Annotated in this window: 25 protein-coding genes and 2 tRNA genes; 10 read left to right on the plus strand and 17 right to left on the minus strand. The window is 62.1% G+C overall.

Annotated features, from left to right (window positions below):
• Positions 1 to 261: 261 nt before the first annotated feature.
• Complete coding sequence (locus tag ACNFBR_RS25080) at positions 262 to 567, plus strand: hypothetical protein (RefSeq protein WP_416737231.1); 306 nt, start codon at positions 262 to 264, stop codon at positions 565 to 567.
• Positions 568 to 730: 163 nt separating this feature from the next.
• Positions 731 to 943 (plus strand): cold-shock protein, encoded by a 213-nt coding sequence (locus ACNFBR_RS25085; RefSeq protein WP_012273095.1) that lies wholly within the window; start codon positions 731 to 733, stop codon positions 941 to 943.
• Positions 944 to 1,143: 200 nt separating this feature from the next.
• Here ACNFBR_RS25085 and ACNFBR_RS25090 read toward each other — a convergent pair whose 3' ends face one another.
• On the minus strand, positions 1,144 to 1,464 hold the full coding sequence (locus tag ACNFBR_RS25090) for an I78 family peptidase inhibitor (protein ID WP_416737232.1): 321 nt from the start codon (positions 1,462 to 1,464) through the stop codon (positions 1,144 to 1,146).
• A gap of 274 nt (positions 1,465 to 1,738) precedes the next feature.
• Here ACNFBR_RS25090 and ACNFBR_RS25095 point away from each other — a divergent pair, with 274 nt between their 5' ends.
• Complete coding sequence (locus ACNFBR_RS25095; protein ID WP_416737233.1) at positions 1,739 to 1,951, plus strand: hypothetical protein; 213 nt, start codon at positions 1,739 to 1,741, stop codon at positions 1,949 to 1,951.
• On the opposite strand, the gene ACNFBR_RS25100 is transcribed toward ACNFBR_RS25095, so the two are convergent.
• The 7 genes from ACNFBR_RS25100 to ACNFBR_RS25130 all read right to left on the minus strand — a co-directional run bounded on the left by ACNFBR_RS25100 (position 1,923) and on the right by ACNFBR_RS25130 (position 8,855).
• On the minus strand, positions 1,923 to 2,924 hold the full coding sequence (locus tag ACNFBR_RS25100) for a nucleoside hydrolase (protein ID WP_416737234.1): 1,002 nt from the start codon (positions 2,922 to 2,924) through the stop codon (positions 1,923 to 1,925). The genes ACNFBR_RS25095 and ACNFBR_RS25100 overlap by 29 nt on opposite strands.
• A 61-nt stretch (positions 2,925 to 2,985) precedes the next feature.
• A complete protein-coding gene (gene rbsD, locus ACNFBR_RS25105; protein WP_416737235.1) occupies positions 2,986 to 3,384 on the minus strand; it encodes a D-ribose pyranase in 399 nt (132 codons plus the stop codon).
• Positions 3,381 to 4,289: a ribokinase gene (rbsK, locus tag ACNFBR_RS25110; RefSeq protein ID WP_416737236.1), complete on the minus strand. Its 909-nt coding sequence runs from the start codon at positions 4,287 to 4,289 to the stop codon at positions 3,381 to 3,383. The genes rbsD and rbsK overlap by 4 nt, the downstream gene beginning before the upstream one ends.
• A gap of 15 nt (positions 4,290 to 4,304) precedes the next feature.
• Positions 4,305 to 5,327 (minus strand): LacI family DNA-binding transcriptional regulator, encoded by a 1,023-nt coding sequence (locus tag ACNFBR_RS25115; protein WP_416737237.1) that lies wholly within the window; start codon positions 5,325 to 5,327, stop codon positions 4,305 to 4,307.
• A gap of 4 nt (positions 5,328 to 5,331) precedes the next feature.
• Positions 5,332 to 6,327, minus strand: a complete 996-nt coding sequence (locus tag ACNFBR_RS25120) for an ABC transporter permease (RefSeq protein ID WP_416737238.1) — start codon at positions 6,325 to 6,327, stop codon at positions 5,332 to 5,334.
• On the minus strand, positions 6,324 to 7,877 hold the full coding sequence (locus ACNFBR_RS25125) for a sugar ABC transporter ATP-binding protein (protein WP_416737239.1): 1,554 nt from the start codon (positions 7,875 to 7,877) through the stop codon (positions 6,324 to 6,326). Before ACNFBR_RS25125 ends, ACNFBR_RS25120 begins: the two co-directional genes overlap by 4 nt.
• A gap of 21 nt (positions 7,878 to 7,898) precedes the next feature.
• Positions 7,899 to 8,855, minus strand: a complete 957-nt coding sequence (locus tag ACNFBR_RS25130) for a sugar ABC transporter substrate-binding protein (protein WP_416737240.1) — start codon at positions 8,853 to 8,855, stop codon at positions 7,899 to 7,901.
• Positions 8,856 to 9,166: 311 nt separating this feature from the next.
• On the opposite strand from ACNFBR_RS25130, the gene ACNFBR_RS25135 reads away from it, so the two are divergent.
• Together ACNFBR_RS25135 and ACNFBR_RS25140 are read left to right on the plus strand one after the other, a co-directional pair.
• Positions 9,167 to 10,255, plus strand: coding sequence for an asparaginase (locus ACNFBR_RS25135; protein ID WP_416737241.1), 1,089 nt, complete (start codon positions 9,167 to 9,169; stop codon positions 10,253 to 10,255).
• Between the two features lie 278 nt (positions 10,256 to 10,533).
• On the plus strand, positions 10,534 to 10,776 hold the full coding sequence (locus tag ACNFBR_RS25140; protein WP_012273132.1) for a DUF1654 domain-containing protein: 243 nt from the start codon (positions 10,534 to 10,536) through the stop codon (positions 10,774 to 10,776).
• 70 nt (positions 10,777 to 10,846) lie between these two features.
• Here the strand turns inward: ACNFBR_RS25140 and ACNFBR_RS25145 are convergent, their stop codons facing one another.
• The 4 genes from ACNFBR_RS25145 to ACNFBR_RS25160 form a co-directional block, all read right to left on the minus strand.
• Complete coding sequence (locus ACNFBR_RS25145) at positions 10,847 to 11,272, minus strand: GTP pyrophosphokinase (protein ID WP_416737242.1); 426 nt, start codon at positions 11,270 to 11,272, stop codon at positions 10,847 to 10,849.
• A 119-nt stretch (positions 11,273 to 11,391) separates the two neighbouring features.
• Positions 11,392 to 11,961: an SPOR domain-containing protein gene (locus ACNFBR_RS25150; protein WP_416737243.1), complete on the minus strand. Its 570-nt coding sequence runs from the start codon at positions 11,959 to 11,961 to the stop codon at positions 11,392 to 11,394.
• Between the two features lie 131 nt (positions 11,962 to 12,092).
• Positions 12,093 to 12,169 (minus strand) — tRNA-Val (locus ACNFBR_RS25155).
• A gap of 206 nt (positions 12,170 to 12,375) precedes the next feature.
• Positions 12,376 to 12,452, minus strand: a tRNA-Val gene (locus ACNFBR_RS25160).
• A gap of 203 nt (positions 12,453 to 12,655) precedes the next feature.
• Here ACNFBR_RS25160 and ACNFBR_RS25165 point away from each other — a divergent pair.
• Positions 12,656 to 13,939 (plus strand): NAD(P)/FAD-dependent oxidoreductase, encoded by a 1,284-nt coding sequence (locus ACNFBR_RS25165; protein ID WP_003250557.1) that lies wholly within the window; start codon positions 12,656 to 12,658, stop codon positions 13,937 to 13,939.
• 111 nt (positions 13,940 to 14,050) lie between these two features.
• On the opposite strand, the gene ACNFBR_RS25170 is transcribed toward ACNFBR_RS25165, so the two are convergent.
• Positions 14,051 to 14,785 (minus strand): peptidase C39 family protein, encoded by a 735-nt coding sequence (locus tag ACNFBR_RS25170; protein WP_416737244.1) that lies wholly within the window; start codon positions 14,783 to 14,785, stop codon positions 14,051 to 14,053.
• Between the two features lie 166 nt (positions 14,786 to 14,951).
• Between ACNFBR_RS25170 and ACNFBR_RS25175 the strand changes: the two genes are divergently transcribed.
• Positions 14,952 to 15,131 carry a hypothetical protein gene (locus ACNFBR_RS25175; RefSeq protein WP_400622582.1) on the plus strand — a complete coding sequence of 60 codons (180 nt, stop codon included), beginning with the start codon at positions 14,952 to 14,954 and terminating at the stop codon, positions 15,129 to 15,131.
• Between the two features lie 131 nt (positions 15,132 to 15,262).
• On the opposite strand, the gene ACNFBR_RS25180 is transcribed toward ACNFBR_RS25175, so the two are convergent.
• Together ACNFBR_RS25180 and ACNFBR_RS25185 are read right to left on the minus strand one after the other, a co-directional pair.
• Positions 15,263 to 16,015 (minus strand): TerC family protein, encoded by a 753-nt coding sequence (locus ACNFBR_RS25180; protein ID WP_416737245.1) that lies wholly within the window; start codon positions 16,013 to 16,015, stop codon positions 15,263 to 15,265.
• A 28-nt stretch (positions 16,016 to 16,043) separates the two neighbouring features.
• The gene (locus ACNFBR_RS25185; protein WP_416737246.1) at positions 16,044 to 16,283 is read right to left on the minus strand and encodes a hypothetical protein; all 240 of its coding nucleotides are present in this window, start codon (positions 16,281 to 16,283) and stop codon (positions 16,044 to 16,046) included.
• 131 nt (positions 16,284 to 16,414) lie between these two features.
• On the opposite strand from ACNFBR_RS25185, the gene nhaR reads away from it, so the two are divergent.
• The 3 genes from nhaR to ACNFBR_RS25200 all read left to right on the plus strand — a co-directional run bounded on the left by nhaR (position 16,415) and on the right by ACNFBR_RS25200 (position 19,366).
• On the plus strand, positions 16,415 to 17,308 hold the full coding sequence (gene nhaR / locus ACNFBR_RS25190; RefSeq protein WP_416737247.1) for a transcriptional activator NhaR: 894 nt from the start codon (positions 16,415 to 16,417) through the stop codon (positions 17,306 to 17,308).
• 109 nt (positions 17,309 to 17,417) lie between these two features.
• Positions 17,418 to 18,629 (plus strand): serine/threonine transporter SstT, encoded by a 1,212-nt coding sequence (sstT, locus tag ACNFBR_RS25195; protein WP_416737248.1) that lies wholly within the window; start codon positions 17,418 to 17,420, stop codon positions 18,627 to 18,629.
• 89 nt (positions 18,630 to 18,718) lie between these two features.
• The gene (locus ACNFBR_RS25200) at positions 18,719 to 19,366 is read left to right on the plus strand and encodes a YceH family protein (protein ID WP_416737249.1); all 648 of its coding nucleotides are present in this window, start codon (positions 18,719 to 18,721) and stop codon (positions 19,364 to 19,366) included.
• 4 nt (positions 19,367 to 19,370) lie between these two features.
• Here ACNFBR_RS25200 and ACNFBR_RS25205 read toward each other — a convergent pair whose 3' ends face one another.
• Positions 19,371 to 19,559 carry a hypothetical protein gene (locus ACNFBR_RS25205; RefSeq protein ID WP_416737250.1) on the minus strand — a complete coding sequence of 63 codons (189 nt, stop codon included), beginning with the start codon at positions 19,557 to 19,559 and terminating at the stop codon, positions 19,371 to 19,373.
• A gap of 167 nt (positions 19,560 to 19,726) precedes the next feature.
• Positions 19,727 to 21,289, minus strand: a complete 1,563-nt coding sequence (gene ahpF, locus ACNFBR_RS25210) for an alkyl hydroperoxide reductase subunit F (RefSeq protein WP_416737251.1) — start codon at positions 21,287 to 21,289, stop codon at positions 19,727 to 19,729.
• Positions 21,290 to 21,389 lie beyond the last annotated feature (100 nt).

A 21,389-nucleotide genomic window follows, 5' to 3' on the forward strand; every position in this document is an offset into this window, starting at 1 on the left:
CTTCCTGTTAAGAAAGCCTGCCTCACAGTGGCAGAAGCCTTTCGGCTTGTCAGGGACGAACCAGAGTGACTGGAAAGAAAAAAGATAGCAGCGGCCGGCAACAGCGCGACCGCAAGCCGAGCATGCTAGCACGCGGGTTGCACCCCAGGCAGAAATATTTGGAAATTGCACTGCAAGGGTGAACTAACGCGAAAAAATGCCTATCAGACGTTGGGAAGCAACCTACTCTTGATGAGACCTTAACCCAAGGAGTAACTGGTTATGCGAGTTCCGTCTCTTCTGGCCCTGGCGGCCGCTGGCGCCCTGCTGCTGCCTGTGGCTGCGAACGCCGGCAACTTCCCACCCGGGAAGGAGGCCGGCTACATGACCCAGTGCACGCAAGTGGCCAGCGGCCAGGGCGTTGACGCCGCCACCGCGAAAAAACACTGCGACTGCGGCGCACAAGCTATCAAAAAGAACTTCACCGATGCCGAGATTGCCGACCTGGACAGTCAGGATGGCGTTGACGCCAAGCTGATGCAGAAGGCGCAGGCGGTGGTGAAACAAGCCTGCGCACCTCGCAGCTGAAACCTTACAGCGAGGGCTGCCGAGCGATTCTTTGCGCTGGATCAATATCCGGCGAAGGTAAAAGGCGCTAGATCCGCAGAATTAGACTATGATGTCACCTGTGCCAAGTAGCTCAGGCGTCTATGGCACTTCGAAAAATATCAAGTTTCTGGAGATTCATCCCATGTCCAATCGCCAAACCGGCACCGTCAAATGGTTCAATGATGAGAAAGGCTTCGGCTTCATCACCCCACAAGGCGGCGGCGACGACCTGTTCGTTCACTTCAAGGCCATCGAATCCGACGGCTTCAAGAGCCTGAAAGAAGGTCAGACTGTTTCCTTCGTCGCCGAGCGCGGCCAGAAGGGCATGCAGGCTGCTCAGGTTCGTCCGGAGTAATTCGGAAGCTGTAAAAAAACCCGCCCTTGTGGCGGGTTTTTTTATGGGTACAGCCGACAAGGACGCACCCAATCCTTGTAGGAGCAGCCTTGTGCTGCGAAAAGGCCAGTGCTCGCTAAGCATGAGTATCGGCCATGCGGGTTTCTTCGCGGGCCTCTTCGCAGCGCAAGGCTGCTCCTACAAGGGTATAGGCCAGCCTATCAGCCGCAGTTGACGCGGGTAACGGTGCCCTGCTCGTCCACATTCAGGTTCAGGCGCTCGGAGCGATACTCCAGGGTGACCACGTCGTGCGGCTTGAGAATGCGTGCCATCTGCGAACCACTGGCCTTGCGCGCCTGCTCCAGCAGCTCGGCGTTGGCGGGCTTGCCAATGGCGAAATCGGCACCACTGGCTTCGCAGCGGCCGTCGTTGCCTGCCGATGTGGCCGGTGCAGCGCCACTGCCAGCGTTGCCACCAGTGCTGCAACCAGCCAGGACAGCAGCCACCGCCAGGGTTGCCAGGTAAGCACGGGTACGGAACATGAAGCCTCCTAAATCGGTCTGGGAACTGCCTGATCCGACAGTTCCGCTCATCATTTGTTGCAAAACCGGCCAAGTCTGCCTGAACTGTAGCAGCGAGGCGAAAAGCAATCGTGACCGGATTTTGCACAACCCACCGCGTTTGCCATATGCTTAGCTCGCACGATCACTGACGCAAAGTCATGATTTGCTAAAAGAAGTGGAGCGCATCCCGCCTCCATCGAACACCAGGGTCAGGTGTTCGCCCTTCGTTCCGGGCCCCAAGCGAGAGCTTTTCATGAGCACCCACAGCATCGATGCCGATATCAAGGTCAAATGGGCCGAGGGCCAGAGCGCGTACAGCCCTGGCACACCGGAAGAGTTGCTGTTGATCGCCATCGACTTGCTGGTGCGCGATAACGGTGCCGAGGCGGCACGCACCTTCATCGACCAGGTGCTCGAGCGTTACGCGCCGCACGCGGCTACTGCAATCGCGCCAGACGGGCACTGAGCAGGTCGAACAGCCCCTGGGCATCTCCCTGCTCCACCCACAGCACATTCGCTGGCTGCTTGAGCACCCCGTACCAGTCGGCAATGGTCTGGCCAAACGTCGGGCCTTCGCGGCTATCGATGCTGATGTGGATGCGCCGGCCGCTGAACAGCTCAGGCTTCAACAGGTAGGCGATGACGCTCGCGTCGTGCACCGGGCCGCCAGGCATGCCATACAGGTCCATGTCGTGGCTGATGTAGGCATTCAGGATATCCACCACGCGCGTGCTGGCCTGGTTGTTCACGGCAGCCAGTTGCTTCAGGCGGGCGTCGCTGGTCAGCAGCTTGTGGGTGACGTCCAGCGGCAGGTAGGTCAGTTGCACGCCGCTGGCCAACACCACTTCGGCAGCGTGTGGGTCAGCATAGAGGTTGAACTCCGCCACCGGCGTGATGTTGCCGCCGTTGAAATGGGCTCCGCCCATGACCACCACTTCCTTGATGCCCTTGGCGATGTCTGGACGCTGGATCAATGCCAGGGCCAGGTTGGTCTGCGGGCCGAGCATGGCGACAGTGATGCTGTGCGGCTTGGCTGTGCCGAGAGTATCGACCAGGTATTGCACGGCATTACCTTGGGCCAGAGGCGCTTTCGGCTCGTGCACCTGTGTGCCGGTGAGGCCCTCTTCGCCATGGACGTCGGCGGCATAGATGGGTGTGCGCACCAGCGGTCGGCCGGCACCGGCATAGACGGGGATGTCTTCGCGCCCGGCCCACTCACGAGCCAGGCGCGCGTTGCGCGAGGTTTTCTCCAGGCGCACATTGCCGGCCACGGTGGTGATGGCGCGGATATTCAGCTCGTCGGGCGAGGCCATGGCCAGGAACAGCGCGACCACGTCGTCGGCGCCAGGGTCGGTGTCGATGATCAGGTCGATGGGAGCGGCCTGAAGGGTGGAGGCTGCGGCCATGAAGGCGGCTCCTTGTAGCAAAGGTTTGAGCATGGGGGCACTCCTTGTTGCCTGATGGGTGACTTCCGGCAGTCGGGAGCAAAGCCCACCGCCTTCAGAACGTGACGCCGGAAATGAGGGCAATGTTGCTGTAGGGCTGGCACTCACCGGTACGCACCACCGCACGAGCACTGCGCGACAGCACTTTGAAGTCTTCATGGCTCAACCATTCGCGCTTGCCCAGCTTGCCCTTCAGCCGCTCGATCTCGACCAGCGCTGGCGGCACCACTTTCTGCATTTCTTCAGCCAGCGCATGCCGCTCTACCTGCAGTTCGCTCAGCACTGCCCGCAACACACTGGCAAAATCCGGCAAGCCCGGGGTAACGGCCAAGTCGATCAGCTCCACGCCCGGCGGCACCGGTAGCCCGGCATCACCGATCACCAAGATGTCGCCATGCCCCATGCCGGCAATGACCCGCGACAGGGCAACGTTCAGCAGTGGGGTTTTCTTCATGGCGTCAGCTCCGCCAGGTAAGGAATTGATGGCTGGGCACCGACGCGGGTAACCGAGATGGCTGCGGCACGCTGGCCAAAGGCGATGGCCTCGCCCTCCTCCAGCCCTCGCACCAGTGCGGCCGCGAAGCCACCAACGAAGGTATCGCCGGCAGCGGTGGTGTCCAGCGGCTGCACCACCGGCGCCGGATAGTGCTGATGGCCTTGGGCGGTAACCAGCAATGCCCCTTGCGCCCCCAGGGTGATGATCACCTTGCCCGCTCCCAGCTGCAGCAAGCGCTCGCCAGCGCGCCGGGCGCTTTCCTGATCGGTTACCACCAGGCCAGTCAAGGCTTCGGCCTCGCTTTCATTAGGGATGAGGTAATCGATATGCGCAAACCAGTCCGCCGGCAAAGGACCGGTAGCGGGTGCCGGGTTCAGAATCACCTTCTTGCCCAGCTCACGCCCCCTGGCCAGGGTCCTGGCCACGGTCTCGGCCGGCACTTCCAGCTGGCAAATGATCACCTCGGCCGCCTGCAACAGCGCATCGAAACGCGCCACCGACGCCGGCGTCAACAGGCCGTTGCCGCCAGGAATGATGACGATGCAGTTCTGGCTGGCGGCATCCACGGTGATCAGTGCGACACCGCTGCTCACCCCAGGGCAAGTACTGACGCCCTGGCAGTCGATGCCCTCGACATACAAGGCCCGGTGCAGTTGCCGACCGTAATCATCGTTACCCACATTGCCGATCATCGCCACGCTGCCGCCCAACCGTGCCACGGCCACGGCCTGGTTGGCACCCTTGCCACCCGGCACGGTGAAAAAGCTTTCACCGGGGAGTGTTTCGCCGGCCCGGGGCAAGCGCTGGGCGCGCGCCACCAGGTCCATATTGAGGCTGCCGACCACCACAACCTTGGCTTTCATGACGTTTCCTTAGCGTTAGCGGTAATCATTGAACAGGTCCGGGCGCGGCCCGGTGGACTCCCGCAAGACGATGCGCGGCGCAACGATGCGTTGCTCCGCCGCACCTTGCCGGGGTGTACCGATACGCGTCAGCAGCAGCGAGGCAGCACTCTCACCCAGCTCACGGATCGACTGGCCCACCGTGGTCAACGGCGGGTACACGTAGCGGCTGAGCTCGATGTCGTCGAAGCCGATTACCGACAGCTCGCCGGGCACGCTGATATTGCGCTCGGCGGCAGCACGCAGCACGCCGAAACCGATCATGTCGTTGCCGGCAAAAATCGCGGTGGGCCGCTTGCCTTGCAACACCTGCGCCGCCGCCGCATGGCCACCCGGGCTGGTGAAATCGCAGTGCAGCACACGGTTGCCCAGCACCGGCGCACCGACTTCGGTCATGGCGCGACGGAAGCCGCTCAGGCGCAATTGGGTAACGCCGGTCGTGGCAGGGCCGCCGATATAAGCGATGTCACGGTGGCCCAGCTGCAGCAGGTGCTGAGTGGCCAGGTACGCACCTTGCTCGTGGTCGATGCGTACCAAGTCGGCATCGACGCCCTCCAGCTCGCGGTCGACGATGACCATGGGTGTGCGCACGCAGGCCAGGCTTTGCAGCAGGTCGCTGTCCTGGCCCACCGAGGCCACCACCAAGCCGTCAATGCGCTTTTCCAGCAACACGCGCAGGTAGCTGCGTTGCTTCTGCGGATTGTCGTCGGAGTTGCACAGGATCACGCAGTAGCCATTGCGCTCGCAGGCATCTTCGATACCCCGCGCCAACTCGGCGAAATACGGGTTGACGCTGTTGGGCACCAGCAGGCCGATGGTGGCCGTGCTGCGTGCCTTGAGTGATCGCGCCACCGCACTGGGCACGTAGTCCAGTTCGATAATGGCGGCTTCCACTTTCAGCCGCACCTGCTCGCTGACGGGACGGGTCTTGTTCAATACATGGGACACGGTGGTGTAGGAAATACCCGCCAGTGCCGCGACATCTTTGATGGTTGCCATGTTGTCAGTTCCGCCGGCCTGCACGCCGGCTACGGTAAGTGTCGAGCACCACGGCGATGACGATTACCGCCCCGGTGATGATGCGCTTCGTCGGTTCGCTGGCGCCGATTTGCGCCAGCCCGGCGGCCAGCACGGAAATGATCAGCACGCCAAAGAAGGTGCTGATGACCGAGCCACGCCCGCCCATCAGGCTGGTGCCGCCAATCACTACGGCGGCAATTACCTGCAGTTCCAGGCCAGAGCCGGCATTGGGGTCGGCGGCTTCCAGCCGCGAGATCTGGAACAGCGCGGCCAGGCCGGCGAGCAGGCCCATCAGGGCGAACACCAGCACCTTGTAGGGGCGCGGGTCGATGCCGGCGAGGCGTACGGCCTCTTCGTTGGTCCCGATGCCGATCAGGTAACGGCCGAATACGGTGCGGGTCAGCACCAGCTGGGCCAACACGATGACCAGCAGGGCAATGATGAACGCCGGCGAAATACCAAAAGCGATCGGGTTGGAGAACCAAGCATAGGCATCGCCGATATACGCGGTGCGCGAGTCAGTGAACTGATAGGCCAGACCGCGGGCCATTTCCAGCACGCCGAGCGAGACGATGAACGACGGGATACGCCAGGCCACGGTCACGCCACCGGTGATGCTGCCAGCCAGCGCGGCCACGGCCATGCCCAGCAACGCCGAGGGCAGCACGCCCCAGCCCCAGCCGAGAATCGCCACGCTCACCGCCGAGGCGGCCAGCGCCAGCACCGAGCCCACCGACAGGTCGATGCCGCCGATGATCAACACAAAGGTCATGCCCACTGCCAGCACCATCAGGTCCGGGATCTGGTTAGCCAGGGTGCTGAAGGTGTTGTAAGACCAGAAGTGGCTGCTGAGGAACGAGAACAGCACGATCATCGCCAGCAAGGCGCCGGCCAAGCCCAAGTAAGTGGCCAAGCCAAAGTACGTGCCACTGCGGCGCACGGGAGCGGCGCCTTGGCTGTCTAGCGGGGTGGTTTTCATGCATCCATCCTGGGCGCTGCATCGTGCAGCAGTGCGTCACGTTTCTGATATCCGGCAAAGGCGGCGGCCAACAGCTGGTCCTGGGTCCAATGCTCACGCGCGAAGGTGTCGATCAAGCGGCCGGCGGACAGCACGGCGATGCGGTCGCAGATCAGCATCAGCTCGCGCAGGTCGCTGGACACCACCACCAGGGCCTTGCCCTGGCGCGCCAATTCGGCCAGCAGGCCATAGATGTCGAACTTGGCGCCAACGTCAATGCCACGGGTGGGTTCGTCGAACAGCAGCACCTGGCAATCGCGCTCCAGCCAACGGCCGATCACCACCTTCTGCTGGTTGCCGCCAGATAACTCGCCCACCACCTGCTGCGCACCAGCACTGCGAATACGCATGGCCTGGATCTGGCGTTCGGCCAGGGCCTTTTCCGCCTCGCCATCGAGCACCCCGGCTCGCGAGACCGCGCCCAGGTTGCCCAAGGCGATGTTGGCGCTGATCGATTGCGTCAACAGCAGGCCTTCGCCTTTACGGTCTTCGGTGATGAGTGCGATACCGGCCCGCACGGCCGCCTTGGGCGAGTCGACGGTCACTGCCTGCGGCGGCTGGCCGAGGGCGATGCTGCCGCTGTCGGCGCGGTCGGCACCGTAGATCAGGCGCAGCAACTCGGTACGGCCGGCGCCGATCAGGCCGGAGATGCCAAAGATTTCCCCGGCCCTGACTTCGAACGACACCTCGCGCACCTTGTCAGCGCGGCTGAGTTTGTCGACCTTGAGTAGCGGTGCACCGATCTGCCGGCGGCCCAGGTCGATATGCTCGCCCAGCTCGCGGCCGACCATCAGGTTGACCAGTTCGGCGCTGCTGTAGCGCTGAATCGGCTCATCGCACACCAGCCTGCCATCACGCAGCACGACGATGCGCTGGGCCACGCGCTGCAACTCTTCCAGGCGGTGCGAAATATAGACGATGGCCACGCCGCGCTGGCGCAGGCGCTCGATCTGGGTGAACAGCAACTCCACCTCGCGCGCAGTGAGCATGGCAGTAGGCTCGTCGAAAATCAGCACATGGCAGTCACCGATCAGGTTACGGGCGATCTCGACCATCTGCTGATGGCCGATGCCCAGTTCGCCGACCGGGGTATCCGGGTCGATGGCATCGAGCCCGACCTGGGCCATGGCGGCCATGGCCAACTGGCGCAGGCGCTTGTGATTGATCCAGCCAAAGCGGCTAGGCAGGTTGTCGAGGAACAGGTTTTCCGCCACGGTCAGCGTCGGCAGCAGGTTCAACTCCTGCATGACCATGCGCACTCCCAGGCGTTCGGCCTCGCTGCGGCTGGCGGGCGCATACGGCTGGCCGCGATAGGTCATGTGCCCGGTGGTAGGCACCTCCAGGCCGCTGATGAGCTTGGACAGCGTACTCTTGCCCGCGCCGTTCTCGCCGGTCAGGGCCAGCACTTCGCCCGCCCGCAGGCTTAGGCTGACCTCGCCGAGCACCGGCTGGGTGTAGGTCTTGCCCAGGCCGCTGGCGGCGAGCACCACTTCGTTGGCCGATGCAGGCATGGCCGTATCTCCTGCCAGCGATCAGGGTTTGGTGATGAGTTGGACCGGGGTCTGGATGACGTTGTCGGCATCCACGTCAGGCTTTTCGCCCTTGACCATCTTCAGCGCCGCCTGAATGCCGTACACCGCCTGCTGGCTGGCGGCCTGGTCGAGGGTGGCGAGTACGCGGCCATCGGCAAGCATCGGTTTGATGGCATTGATGTTGTCATAGCCCACCACTTGCACCTGACCAGTCTTGCCCGCGGCGCGCACGGCCGACACGGCGCCCAAGGCCATGCTGTCGTTGCCGGCCAGCAGCGCTTTCAGGTCGGGGTATTCGTTGAGCATGGAGGCGGCGACAGCATTGCCTTTGTCGATTTCCCAATTGCCGCTTTGTACCGAAACGATCTTCATTTGCGCGGCTTCCATGGCGTCCTTGAAGCCGGCGGTGCGCTGCTGGGCGTTGGTGGTGGTCGGCACGCCTTCGATGATACCCACCTGGTCGCCGGCCTTGAGCTTCTGGCTGGCCAGGTAGTCGCCGACCAGGCGCGCGCCCTTGCGGTTGTCAGGGCCGACGAAGGGTACGCTGATGCCTTTGCTCTTGAGCAGTTCTGGGTCCAGACGGTTGTCGATGTTGATCACCACCACGCCCTGGTCCATGGCCTTCTTCACTGCCGACACCAGCGCCTTGGAATCGGCCGGGGCAATCACCAGGGCCTTGGCGCCGGAATTGACCATCTGCTCGACGATGCGGATCTGTTCGCCGGTGTCGGTTTCGTTCTTGATGCCGTTGGCGATCAGGTCGAACTCAGCGGCGTGGGTTTTCTGATAGTCCTTGGCACCGTCTTCCATGGTGCGGAAGAACTCGTTGGCCAGTGACTTCATGACCAGGGCGACCTTGGGCTTGTCTTCGGCGTGGGCAGCAGACAATGGCAAGGCGAGGGTTAGCGAAGAAACAACGGCAAGGGCCAGCAGACGACCGGGGAACGGCAGTTTCATGAACGATGACTCCGAATTTTGTGTTTTTTATCGGATAGCAAACGTTTGCGATACCTAACTATGGAAACAGGATCGAGGTTTGTCAAATCCGTTCGGCTTTCGGAGGCCAAATCACTGCTGGGCTGATTATCCAGTTTTTTCCGAAAAACCGAACACCCTTTCCTATGCTTGTTCGGAATTTCGAATGGAATACGCCCCCTTTCATGGCCCGAGGCCACGCCTACGCTGATTCCCGCAAGCTGGTACGAAACATGCCTGAAGCCCTGCGCGACTCAATAACTATCTCACTAGGAAGAGAGAGAACAATAACGATGAATGCCGCACTGAAAACCTTCGCCCCCAGCGCACTCGCCCTGCTGCTGATCCTGCCAACCAGCGCGTCGGCCAAGGAAGCCGAAACCCAACAGAAGCTGGCCAACGTGGTCATCCTCGCCACCGGCGGTACCATTGCCGGCGCCGGTGCCAGCGCCGCCAACAGCGCTACCTACCAGGCTGCCAAGCTGGGCGTCGACAAGCTCATCGCCGGCGTGCCGGAACTGGCCGACATCGCCAACGTACGCGGCGAACAAGTGATGCAGATCGCTTCTGAAAGCATCAGCAACGATGACCTGCTGAAACTGGGTAAACGCGTCGCCGAGCTGGCCGAAAGCAAGGATGTCGACGGTATCGTCATCACCCACGGCACCGACACCCTCGAAGAAACCGCCTATTTCCTCAACCTGGTGGAAAAGACCGACAAACCGATCGTGGTGGTCGGTTCGATGCGACCGGGCACCGCCATGTCCGCTGACGGTATGCTCAACCTGTACAACGCCGTGGCCGTGGCCAGCGACAAGCAGTCGCGTGGCAAGGGCGTACTGGTGACCATGAACGACGAGATCCAGTCCGGCCGTGACGTGAGCAAGTCGGTCAACATCAAGACCGAAGCCTTCAAGAGCGCCTGGGGCCCGATGGGCATGGTGGTGGAAGGCAAATCCTACTGGTTCCGCCTGCCAGCCAAGCGCCACACGGTCAATTCCGAGTTCGATATCAAGCAGATCAGCAGCCTGCCGCAGGTGGACATCGCCTATGGCTATGGCAATGTCACCGATACCGCCTACAAGGCGCTGGCGCAGAATGGTGCCAAGGCGCTGATCCATGCCGGTACCGGCAACGGCTCGGTGTCGTCGCGGGTGGTGCCAGCACTGCAAGAGCTGCGCAAGAACGGTGTGCAGATCATCCGTTCGTCGCACGTCAACCAAGGTGGTTTCGTGCTGCGCAACGCCGAACAGCCGGATGACAAGAACGACTGGGTAGTGGCCCACGATCTGAACCCGCAGAAGGCGCGGATTCTGGCCATGGTGGCAATGACCAAAACCCAGGACAGCAAGGAGCTGCAGCGGATCTTCTGGGAGTACTGAGTGCTCCCCCTCAGCGCCGGCGTGCTGGCGCTGAGGGCCGCGCACCCCTCCAGGCTTGCGCCGTACCTGTAGGAGCAGCCTTGTGCTGCGAAGAGGCCGGTAAGGCAAAAGACCATCTCCAGCAGTTACGGCCTCTTCGCAGCACAAGGCTGCTCCTACAGAGATGGACTGCCCCCACGAGAATCGGCACATTGATGCCAACCATGCCCTGACAAGCTGTTGCGATTTTACTTACAGTGAAATACTGTATGCACATACAGCAAAATAAGGAACAGCTCGTGTCCAGCACCGCCTCCGCCACTCCAAGCAGCTATGAACAGCTGGGTGTCCGCATCCAGAAGATCATCAACAGCCCCACCGCCCAGCGCAGCCGTGCGGCGCTGATCTTCCGCCTGGAGCAGGAAAGCCCGGATGACTGGGAGACTTTGCTCGAGGAGATCGCCGAGAACGACAACGTCACCCTCGCCCACCGTGACGACGGCGGCGTACAGATTTTCTGGACTGTGCCGAAAGAAGACTGACCACGAAGATGCCGCGCCCGTCGACCCTCGGCATGATCGCGCGCACCTACTCAAGGCCTGTGGCTGAACCTCACGCCAACGCCTGCAAGTACGCGCTGGCTTCCCGATAACGGGCCAAGCGCGCGAGGTCGGCGGGGCCTGGGCAGGGGATGCGTGAGAGGTCACTGTTGTCGGCCAGGTCGGCCAGCTTGACGGTACGCGCCAGCGGGTCATCGCCCAGGCGTACCACGAAGTCCTGGTAAGCCTCGCCCTCACGACGGCTAAGCGCCAGCAGCGCGGCCAGGATTTTCAGCGCGAAGCCCTCGCGCGCCAGGTCGGACAGGGTCAGCGGGGTGTCTTCGATCACATCGTGAAGCACCGCGACAATCCGTTGTTCAGGTGTGGAAACCCGCATCATCACGCGTAACGGGTGGAGGATATAAGCCGCCCCACCCTTGTCGTGCTGCCCTTCATGCGCCCTGGCGGCCACGGCAATGGCCCGCTCCAGTGTAGACATGAGGCCCTCCCCGTTTGGCATCTCCCAACCCAAGCATAGCCAAACTTGTGTGAGGAATGTCTAGCACGAGCCCGACTGGGCTGCACGCACTGGGTTGAAATCGCCTTGTGGGAGCGGGTTCAACGAGCTACGCCGTGCTGGATAACCACCGAATCGGTACCCAGCTTGGCCATCACTTCATCTCTGCGCGCTTGCGCTTCTTCGCGGGTCGGGAACGGCCCCATCAGCACCACGGGTTTGCCGTTGCGGTACTCGACAGACGACGGGATACCCTTCTCGATCAGGCGCGCCGTCATGTCGCTCAGCGCGCCCATGTTGGCGCCCTGCACCACTTCCACATCCCAACCCTGGGGTGCCGGCTGGTCTGCCAGCGCTTCGGCACGCCGCTGCAGGTCGGCACCACCGCACAGCTCGCGAATACGCAGGTTGTTGCCGGTGTCGTCGACAATGATGTCGTACTGGCCATCGCGCTTGATCGCCACGTAGCTGCGGTAGGCTTCGTACTGCCCAGCATCATCCTTGCCGCGGACCTGGCCGCAAATGGTGCCCTGGGTGTCGATCCGTACGTTGCCGAACTTGGCGGTCTTGGGGTTGTGCAGGTGCTCGGCAACCTGTTTGTGCACGCCTTCGACCTCGTTCTCACAGCCCGCCAGGGCGAGCACTGCCATTACCACAGCCAGTTTGCGCACGCGTGTACCTCCAAATTCGAAGGGGCGGATTCTAGCATGCCGGACCATGCCCTAACTGCGACCAAACGTTACACGCTGCCTCGGACGCAAATGCAAAAAGGGCGATCATTGCTGATCGCCCTTTTTCGATTTGGTAGGCACAATTGGACTCGAACCAACGACCCCCACCATGTCAAGGTGGTGCTCTAACCAACTGAGCTATGTGCCTGTCGTGTGGTGCGCATATTAGTGATCGAATGCGTACCTGTAAAGCTTTTTTTTGATAAAAATCAGAAACTTTCGAATGCGAGCGCTTTGCGCCTGTTGCGTACCGACCTTTTTCGCAGCACAAGGCCGCTCCTGCACGGTGAGCGTTGGCTACAAAATATCGGCAATGAAAAAAGGGTGACCCTTGCGGATCACCCCTCTTCGATTTGGTAGGCACAATTGGACTCGAACCAACGACCCCCACCATGTCAAGGTGGTGCTCTAACCAACTGAGCTATGTGCCTGTCGTGTGGTGCGCATTTTACGCATTCCAAAAACCCTGTCAACACTTTTTTTCGCGCTAAGCTACTGAATCTTAAACTCTTTATATAAAGGGAAGCAGCTAGGCACCCCGTAAAGGATTTTCACCAGACGACTAGCGGGTGTTTATTATTATTGATAGCATCGGTACATTCGTTAAAAATATAAAACACGAGGTTCCTGCAGCATGGCTAACACCCCCTACCCCCAGTCCTACTACGCCGCCTCGGCCAACCCGGTGCCGCCACGTCCGGCGCTGCAGGGTGAGGTGGAAACCGATGTGTGCATCATCGGCGCCGGCTACACCGGCCTTTCCAGCGCCCTGTTCCTGCTGGAGAACGGCTTCAAGGTGAGCATCGTCGAAGCGGCCAAGGTCGGCTTCGGCGCGTCGGGCCGCAACGGCGGCCAGATCGTCAACAGCTACAGCCGCGACATCGATGTCATCGAACGCACCGTTGGCCCGAAACAGGCACAACTGCTGGGCCACATGGCCTTCGAAGGCGGCCGCATCATTCGTGAGCGCGTGGCCAAGTACAACATTCAGTGCGACCTGAAAGACGGTGGCGTGTTCGCCGCCCTTACCAGCAAGCAGATGGGCCACCTGGAGTCGCAAAAGCGCCTGTGGGAACGCTTTGGCCATAATCAGCTGGAGCTGATGGACCAAAAGCGCATCCGCGAAGTGGTTGCCTGCGACAGCTACATCGGCGGCATGCTCGACATGAGCGGCGGCCACATCCACCCGCTGAACCTGGCCCTGGGCGAAGCTGCCGCAGTCGAGTCGCTCGGCGGCATCATCTATGAGCAAACCCCGGCCGTACGCATCGAGCGGGGCGCCAACCCGGTGGTCCATACCCCGCAGGGCAAGGTCCGCGCCAAGTTCATCATCGTGGCCGGCAACGCCTACCTGGGCAACCTGGTGCCAGAGCTGGCCGCCAAATCCATGCCGTGCGGCACCCAGGTGATCACCACCGAGCCGCTGGGCGAGGAACTGGCACGCACCCTGCTGCCGCAGGACTACTGCGTCGAGGACTGCAACTACCTGCTCGACTACTACCGCCTGACCAGCGACAAGCGCCTGATCTTCGGTGGTGGTGTGGTATACGGCGCGCGTGACCCGGCCAACATCGAGGCGATCATCCGTCCGAAGATGCTCAAGGCGTTCCCGCAGCTGAAGAACGTGAAGATCGATTACGCCTGGACCGGCAACTTCCTGCTGACCCTGTCGCGCTTGCCACAGGTTGGTCGAATCGGCGACAACATCTATTACTCGCAGGGTTGCTCGGGCCACGGCGTCACCTACACCCACCTGGCGGGCAAAGTACTGGCCGAGGCCCTGCGCGGCCAGGCGGAGCGTTTCGACGCCTTTGCCGGCCTGCCGCACTACCCGTTCCCGGGTGGCCAGATGCTGCGCGTACCGTTCAGCGCCATCGGTGCCTGGTACTACAGCCTGCGCGATCGTCTGGGCTTCTGATGTAAGCAGGCAAGGCCTCTTCGCGGGCACGCCCGCTCCCACAGGATTTGTGCTGGTGGCACCATCCTTGTGGGAGCGGGCGTGCCCGCGAAAGGGCCGACGCAGGCAACGCTATTTACCCAGGCTACTCACCGCCTGCTTCGCCGCAATCTCCTGCCCCGCCCTGGCCAGCTCATCCGCAGCCGTCAACCAGCGCTGGCGATCCACCTGGGCCGGCAATTGCCGCGGTGGCTGCACCAGCACCGCCCAGCTCCCCTGCTTCGCCCACGCCGAGGCAAACTCATCGAATGCCATCACCTGCCGTCGGTGCATGCCAGAGCGCAACAGCACCCGCTGCTTGTAGCGGTCATAACCGATCAGCACCGCATACCGCGGCTCGCCCCACCAGGCCGAACCCTCTTCGTAACGCAGCAGCACCGGGTTGCCCGCCGCCACTTGGGTCAAGAGTGCGTCCAACTGCTTGTCCAGCGGGTACACCACCATGCCGTAGTCCCGCGCCACACGGGGGATGCCGGTGTCCAGCGCTTCGGCGCCCTGGGGCAAGTTCAGCGGTTTGTCCAGAAGCCCCGGCGTGATCGGTGCACCCTGTTGCGACAGCACTGCCGCCAGCGCCATGGCCCCGCTGTGGTTGGCATTGCCACGGTAGAACGGCACGCTGCTGATTTCGACTCGCTGCGGCAAACCCTTGAGGTTGCTGGGCGGTGCGCTGGCACAGCCGGCCAGGGTGACGGCCATCAGACAGGCAGCCAACAACCGCCGAGGGGCCGTTTTGAAGGAATGTTGCTCCATGGACACTCGCTTGTTCCAACGCCAGGCAGGCAGCGCCCGGCTCTGGCCACCGATCATAGGTCCGACAGCGGCGTGGGTATAGTCCGACAGCGGCTTGGAGCGAATCGGACCAAGCGATAGACCTTTGTTCGATGGAACGTCACAGGCGAAGGGCTAGACTAAAGCAGTGTCTGGAAGGCATGCGCTGGCCAATCGAGCGCGTGCCGTAGAGATGGAGGCACAGATGAGCCTGACCCTGGCAATTCTCATGCTGGTAGGCATGTGGCTGAGCGTTGCAGCCGCCATGCTGTGGGGTGTGCTGCGTATCGTGCGGCGGCATGCGCAACATCATCACCTGCCACCGCAGGCCCCGGCCAAGCCACAGCCAGTACGGCGGGCGCGGCGGCATGCCGGGGTGCACTGACCTCAAAATTTCCTGAAGCCCATTCGCGGGCAAGCCCGCTCCCACAGGTGCCTCACAATGCCACGGCGCTGTGATTTACCTGTGGGAGCGGGCTTGCCCGCGAATGGGGCGCAATGCGCCCCGCTTTTACATCAACCTTCAGCTGCCTCACGCTTCAAGCGCGCCCGACGAGCCAGGATGTTGAGGATCTCGATAGCTGTCGAGAACGCCATGGCCGCATACACATAACCTTTCGGTACATGAGCGCCAAAGCCTTCGGCGATCAGCGTCATGCCGATCATGATCAGGAAGCCCAGGGCCAACATCACCACGGTCGGGTTGTCGTTGATGAAGTTGGCCAGCGGGTCGGCGGCCACCATCATCACGATCACAGCGGTGATCACGGCAATGATCATGATCGGCAGGTGCTCGGTCATGCCCACGGCGGTAATGATGCTGTCGACCGAGAAAACGATGTCCAGCAGCAGGATCTGGAAGATCGCCGCGGCAAAGCCCAGGGTCACTGTCGAACCAACCTTGGCTTCTTCCTTGGCACCGTGCGGGTCGACGCTTTCGTGAATCTCCTTGGTTGCCTTCCACAGCAGGAACAGGCCACCGGCAATCAGGATCACATCTTTCCACGAGAAGGCGTTGCCGAACACTTCGAACACCGGGTCGGTCAGTTGCACGATCCAGGCCACGGTGCTGAGCAAGGCCAGGCGCATGACCAAGGCCATGCTGATACCGATACGCCGCGCCTTGGAGCGGTACTCCACCGGCAGCTTGTTGGTCAGGATCGAGATGAAGATCAGGTTGTCGATACCCAGTACAACTTCCATGGCCACCAGCGTAGCCAGGGCAACCCAGGCGGTAGGGCTAGCGACGAGTTCCAGCAAATATTCCATTGTTCAGATCCTGCAGCGGCGGTTGGGGTCAGATTTCCTGGGTTTCTTCTTTTTTCTCGGCATCCTTGGGCTTCTGCCCTTCGTTGCCGATGGCATCGCTCAACGCCTGCTGGGCAGCCTTGTTGGTATCGTCGATGGCCTGCTTGGCCGATTGTGCGGCCTGGTCGAGCATCTGCTGGGCGGATTTCTCGGCCTGGTCGCAACCGGCAAGGGTGAACAGGGCCAAGGCCAGCACCAACGGGGTGCCGATGGATTTGAGTTGTAGCATGGTGTCCTCGCTTGAAAAATCCCGGCGGCGCATGGCGCCTGATGCCGTGCATTCTAGAGACGCCAATAGTTCAGGAAAATTCGTATTTTCATGGCGTATACTTCGGTTTTTACGAATCGGAACGACCGACGGTGCTCAACTATCGCCAGTTGCATTACTTCTGGGCAGTGGCCAAAACCGGCAGCATCACCCGTGCCAGCCAACAACTGAACCTCACACCGCAAACCATCAGCGGGCAGATCACCCTGTTCGAGCAAACCTACGGGCTGGAACTGTTCCAGCGCGCCGGCCGCCAGCTGGAACTGACCGAAACCGGCCGCCAGACGTTGGTGTACGCCGAGCAGATGTTCCAGATCGGCGGCGAACTGGAAGCCATGCTGCGGGCCGGCCCACAGGAGCAGATTCTGTTCCGCGTGGGGGTGGCCGACGTGGTACCCAAATCCATCGTCTACCGCCTGCTGGCACCCACCATGGAACTGGATGAGGTGCTGCGTATCAACTGCCGCGAAGACAAACTCGAGCGGTTGCTGGCAGACCTGGCCATCCAGCGCCTGGACCTGGTGATTTCCGACAGCCCCATGCCCAACCACCTGGACATCAAGGGCTACAGCCAGAAGCTTGGCGAATGCGGGCTGAGCTTTTTCGCCACTCCCGCGCTGGCACAACGCCTGGACGGCCCTTTTCCGGCCTGTCTGCAGGATGCTCCGCTGCTTGTTCCTGGCCAGGAAACCGTAGTGCGCAGCCGCCTGCTGCGGTGGCTGGGCGAGCAACAGGTGCAGCCTCGAATCGTGGGGGAGTTCGATGACAGTGCCTTGATGCAGGCGTTCGGGCAATCGGGGAGCGGCATTTTCGTTGCCCCCAGCGTGATCGCCGAGGAGGTATGTCGCCAGTATGGCGTGGAGCTGATCGGCCAGACCGAAGCCGTGCACGAGTCGTTCTATGCCATTTCGGTGGAGCGCAAGGTCAAGCACCCGGGGATCATGGCGATTACCGAGGGCGCGCGGCGGGAGCTGTTCCATTGGTAGCCACCATTGACCATAGCCACGCGCTGAACCTGTAAGCACAAGGCCAGGCATGCCCTACGGGCCTCTATGGTAAAGTCCGCCCTTTCCAGATTCCGAGATACCGCTGCACATGACCCCCTTCCTCCGCCTCCTCAACCGCACCAGCCTGGTGACGCAGATCGTCATCGGCCTGCTCGCCGGCATCGCCCTCGCGCTGCTGGCACCTGCCATCGCCCGCGACCTGGCCTTCCTCGGCAAGGTGTTCGTCAGCGCCCTGAAGGCGGTTGCGCCGGTGCTGGTGTTCATCCTGGTCATGGCGTCGATCGCCAACCATCGCCACGGCCAGGAAACCCACATTCGCCCGATCCTCTGGCTGTACCTGCTGGGCACCTTTGCCGCAGCAGTGGTGGCCGTGGTTGCCAGCATGCTGTTCCCGTCCCATCTGGTGCTAAGCACCGGCGAGGCCACGCTCAGCGCCCCGGGCGGCATTGCCGAAGTGATGCAGAACCTGCTGCTGAGCGCGGTCGACAACCCGATCAACGCACTGCTCAACGCCAATTTCATCGGCGTGCTGACCTGGGCCATTGGCCTGGGCATTGCCCTGCGCCATGCCGGCGAAACCACCCGTACCGTGGTCGAGGACCTGTCCAATGGCGTAACCCTGATCGTGCGCGTGGTCATCCGTTTCGCCCCACTGGGCATCTTTGGCCTGGTCAGCTCCACCCTGGCCCAGTCGGGCCTCGACGCCCTGCTCGGCTACCTGCACCTGCTGGCGGTGCTGATCGGCTGCATGCTGTTCGTGGCGCTGGTGATGAACCCGCTGATCGTGTTCTGGAAGATCCGCCGCAACCCCTACCCATTGACCCTGCTGTGCCTGCGCGAAAGCGGCATCACCGCGTTCTTCACCCGCAGCTCGGCGGCCAACATCCCGGTCAACCTGGCGTTGTCGGAACGCCTTGGCCTGCATGAGGACACCTACTCGGTGTCGATCCCCCTGGGCGCGACCATCAACATGGCCGGTGCGGCGATCACCATTACCGTGCTGAGCCTGGCCGCCGTGCATACCTTGGGTATTCCGGTAGACCTGCCGACCGCCGTGCTGCTCAGCGTGGTAGCGGCGGTGTGTGCCTGCGGCGCCTCGGGTGTGGCCGGCGGCTCGCTGCTGCTGATTCCGCTGGCGTGCAGCCTGTTTGGCATCCCCAGCGAAATTGCCATGCAGGTGGTGGCGGTGGGCTTCATTATCGGCGTGTTGCAGGATTCGGCCGAAACGGCGCTCAATTCTTCGACCGACGTGTTGTTCACTGCCGCGGCATGCCAGGCCGAAGAACGGCGCAACGCTTGAGATGTTCGGGGCCGCCTTGCGGCCCCAATTGCCTTACGCGACGGCATTACCTACCCTAGTGGCCTTTCCCCAGCCATTGAGACAGGGCCATGTCAGAACACGAAACCGCCGGTGAAGGCCGCTTCAACAGCATCGAGATCCGCGTTCTCGGCTCGCTGATCGAAAAGCAGGCCACCAGCCCGGAAAGCTACCCGCTGACCCTCAATGCTCTGGTCCTGGCCTGCAATCAGAAGACCAGCCGGGAACCTGTGATGAACCTCACCCAAGGCCAGGTGGGCCAAGCCTTGCGCGCTCTTGAGGGGCAAGACATGACCCGCCTGCAGATGGGCAGCCGTGCCGACCGCTGGGAGCAGCGGGTAGACAAGGCACTGGAGCTGGTGCCAGCGCAACTGGTGCTGATGGGTTTGCTGTTCCTGCGCGGCCCGCAAACCCTCAACGAACTGCTGACCCGCAGCAACCGCTTGCACGACTTTGACGACACCGAGCAGATCCAGCATCAACTGGAGCGCCTTATCTCGCGGGACCTGGCCTTGCACCTGCCACGCCAGGCCGGCCAGCGTGAAGACCGCTACACCCACGCCTTGGGCGACCCGGCGGAAATCGAGGCGATCCTCGCCGCCCGCCAGCAGGAAGGTGGCGCACGCAGCAGTGGTGGTAGTGTGTCGGAAGAGCGCATCGAAGCCCTCGAAGCGCGTATTGCGGCGCTGGAGGCACGCCTGGCCGAGCTGGAAGGCTGAGCCGTCACGGTTCGGGGTCGGGGAAGTTGCGGCAGCTCTTGCGTTCGGCCAGTTCCCGGTCACTGGGGCGCTGATCGACGAACACGGTGCGGCCGTCGGCGTAGATTTCCAGGTAGCCCCAGTGCAGGTCCTGCTCTTTCTGCCCGGGGCTTGGGGGAACTAGCCACCAAGGTTCGCGGCTGATCAGGGTCATGTTCACAGCTCCTGAAGGTGTCTGCACTAATCATAGACACCCTCAGGCCACGATTTGCTTGTACTAGCCTCTTCGCGGCTAAAGCCGCTCCTACAGGACCGCACAGATTTCAGAATCTGCGCAACACCTGTAGGAGCGGCTTTAGCCGCGAAGAGGCCAGTACAGGCTTATGCCGGCGCCGAAGTGCGGATCAGGTGGTCGAAAGCCGCCAGCGAAGCCTTGGCGCCCTCGCCCACTGCAATGACGATCTGCTTGTACGGCACGGTCGTCACGTCACCCGCCGCAAACACACCCGGGATGCTGGTCTGGCCCTTGGCGTCGACGATGATCTCGCCACGCGGCGACAGCTCGACGGTACCTTTCAGCCAGTCGGTATTGGGCAGCAAGCCAATCTGCACGAAGATACCTTCCAGCGCCACTTCGTGCTGTTCATCGGTGGTGCGGTCCTTGTAGCGCAGGCCGGTCACTTTCTCGCCATTGCCCAACACCTCGGTGGTCAGCGCGCTGGTGATCACTTTCACGTTCGGCAGGCTGTGCAGTTTGCGTTGCAATACCGCATCGGCGCGCAGTTGGCTGTCGAACTCGATCAGCGTCACTTGGGCGACGATACCGGCCAGGTCGATGGCTGCTTCCACGCCCGAGTTGCCACCGCCGATCACCGCCACGCGCTTACCCTTGAACAGCGGGCCGTCACAGTGCGGGCAGTAGGCCACGCCACGCGCGCGGTACTCCTGCTCGCCCGGCACGTTCATTTCGCGCCAGCGGGCACCCGTCGCCAGGATCACGGTCTTGGCCTTCAGCGACGCACCACCCGCCAGGCGAACTTCGTGCAGGCCGCCCTCGGTTGCGGGAATCAGCGCTTCACCGCGCTGCAGGTTCATGATGTCGACGTCGTACTGCTTGACGTGCTCTTCCAGCGCCGTGGCCAGCTTCGGCCCTTCGGTTTCCTGCACCGAGATGAAGTTCTCGATGGCCAGGGTGTCGAGCACCTGGCCGCCGAAACGCTCGGCGGCAACACCGGTGCGGATGCCTTTACGCGCAGCGTAGATGGCAGCGGCAGCGCCAGCGGGGCCACCGCCGACCACCAGCACGTCGAAAGCGTCCTTGGCGTTGATCTTTTCAGCCTGGCGGGCACCGGCGTTGGTGTCGATCTTGGCAAGGATTTCTTCCAGGCCCATGCGGCCCTGGCCAAACACTTCACCGTTCAGGTAGATACTCGGCACCGCCATGATCTTGCGCGATTCCACTTCATCCTGGAACAGCGCACCATCGATGGCCACATGGCGCACGTTGGGGTTGAGCACGGCCATCAGGTTCAGCGCCTGGACCACGTCCGGGCAGTTTTGGCACGACAGCGAGAAGTAGGTTTCGAAGGTGAATTCGCCTTCCAGGGCCTGGATCTGTTCGATCACTTCAGCACTGGCCTTGGACGGGTGGCCGCCAACTTGCAGCAGCGCCAGCACCAGGGAGGTGAACTCGTGGCCCATGGGGATGCCGGCGAAGCGCAGGCTGATATCGGCACCCGGGCGGTTCAGCGAGAACGACGGGCGACGGGCATCGGTACCGTCCGCGCTGAAGGTAATAAGGTTCGACAGGCCGGCAATTTCCACCAGCAGGTCGTGCAATTCGCGGGACTTCGCGCCGTCGTCGAGGGAGGCAACGATCTCGATCGGCTGGGTGACCCGCTCCAGGTAGGTTTTCAGTTGCGATTTAAGCGTGGCGTCCAACATACGGGCGATTCCTTTTTCAAAACTCGGATACAAAAACGCCCAGGCGAGGTCGCCCGGGCGTTTGACGGGGCGGTAACAACTTCAGCTTTGGCGGCTGACT

Origin of the sequence: Pseudomonas sp. NY11955 (assembly GCF_048068035.1) — a bacterium.
Classification (GTDB): domain Bacteria; phylum Pseudomonadota; class Gammaproteobacteria; order Pseudomonadales; family Pseudomonadaceae; genus Aquipseudomonas.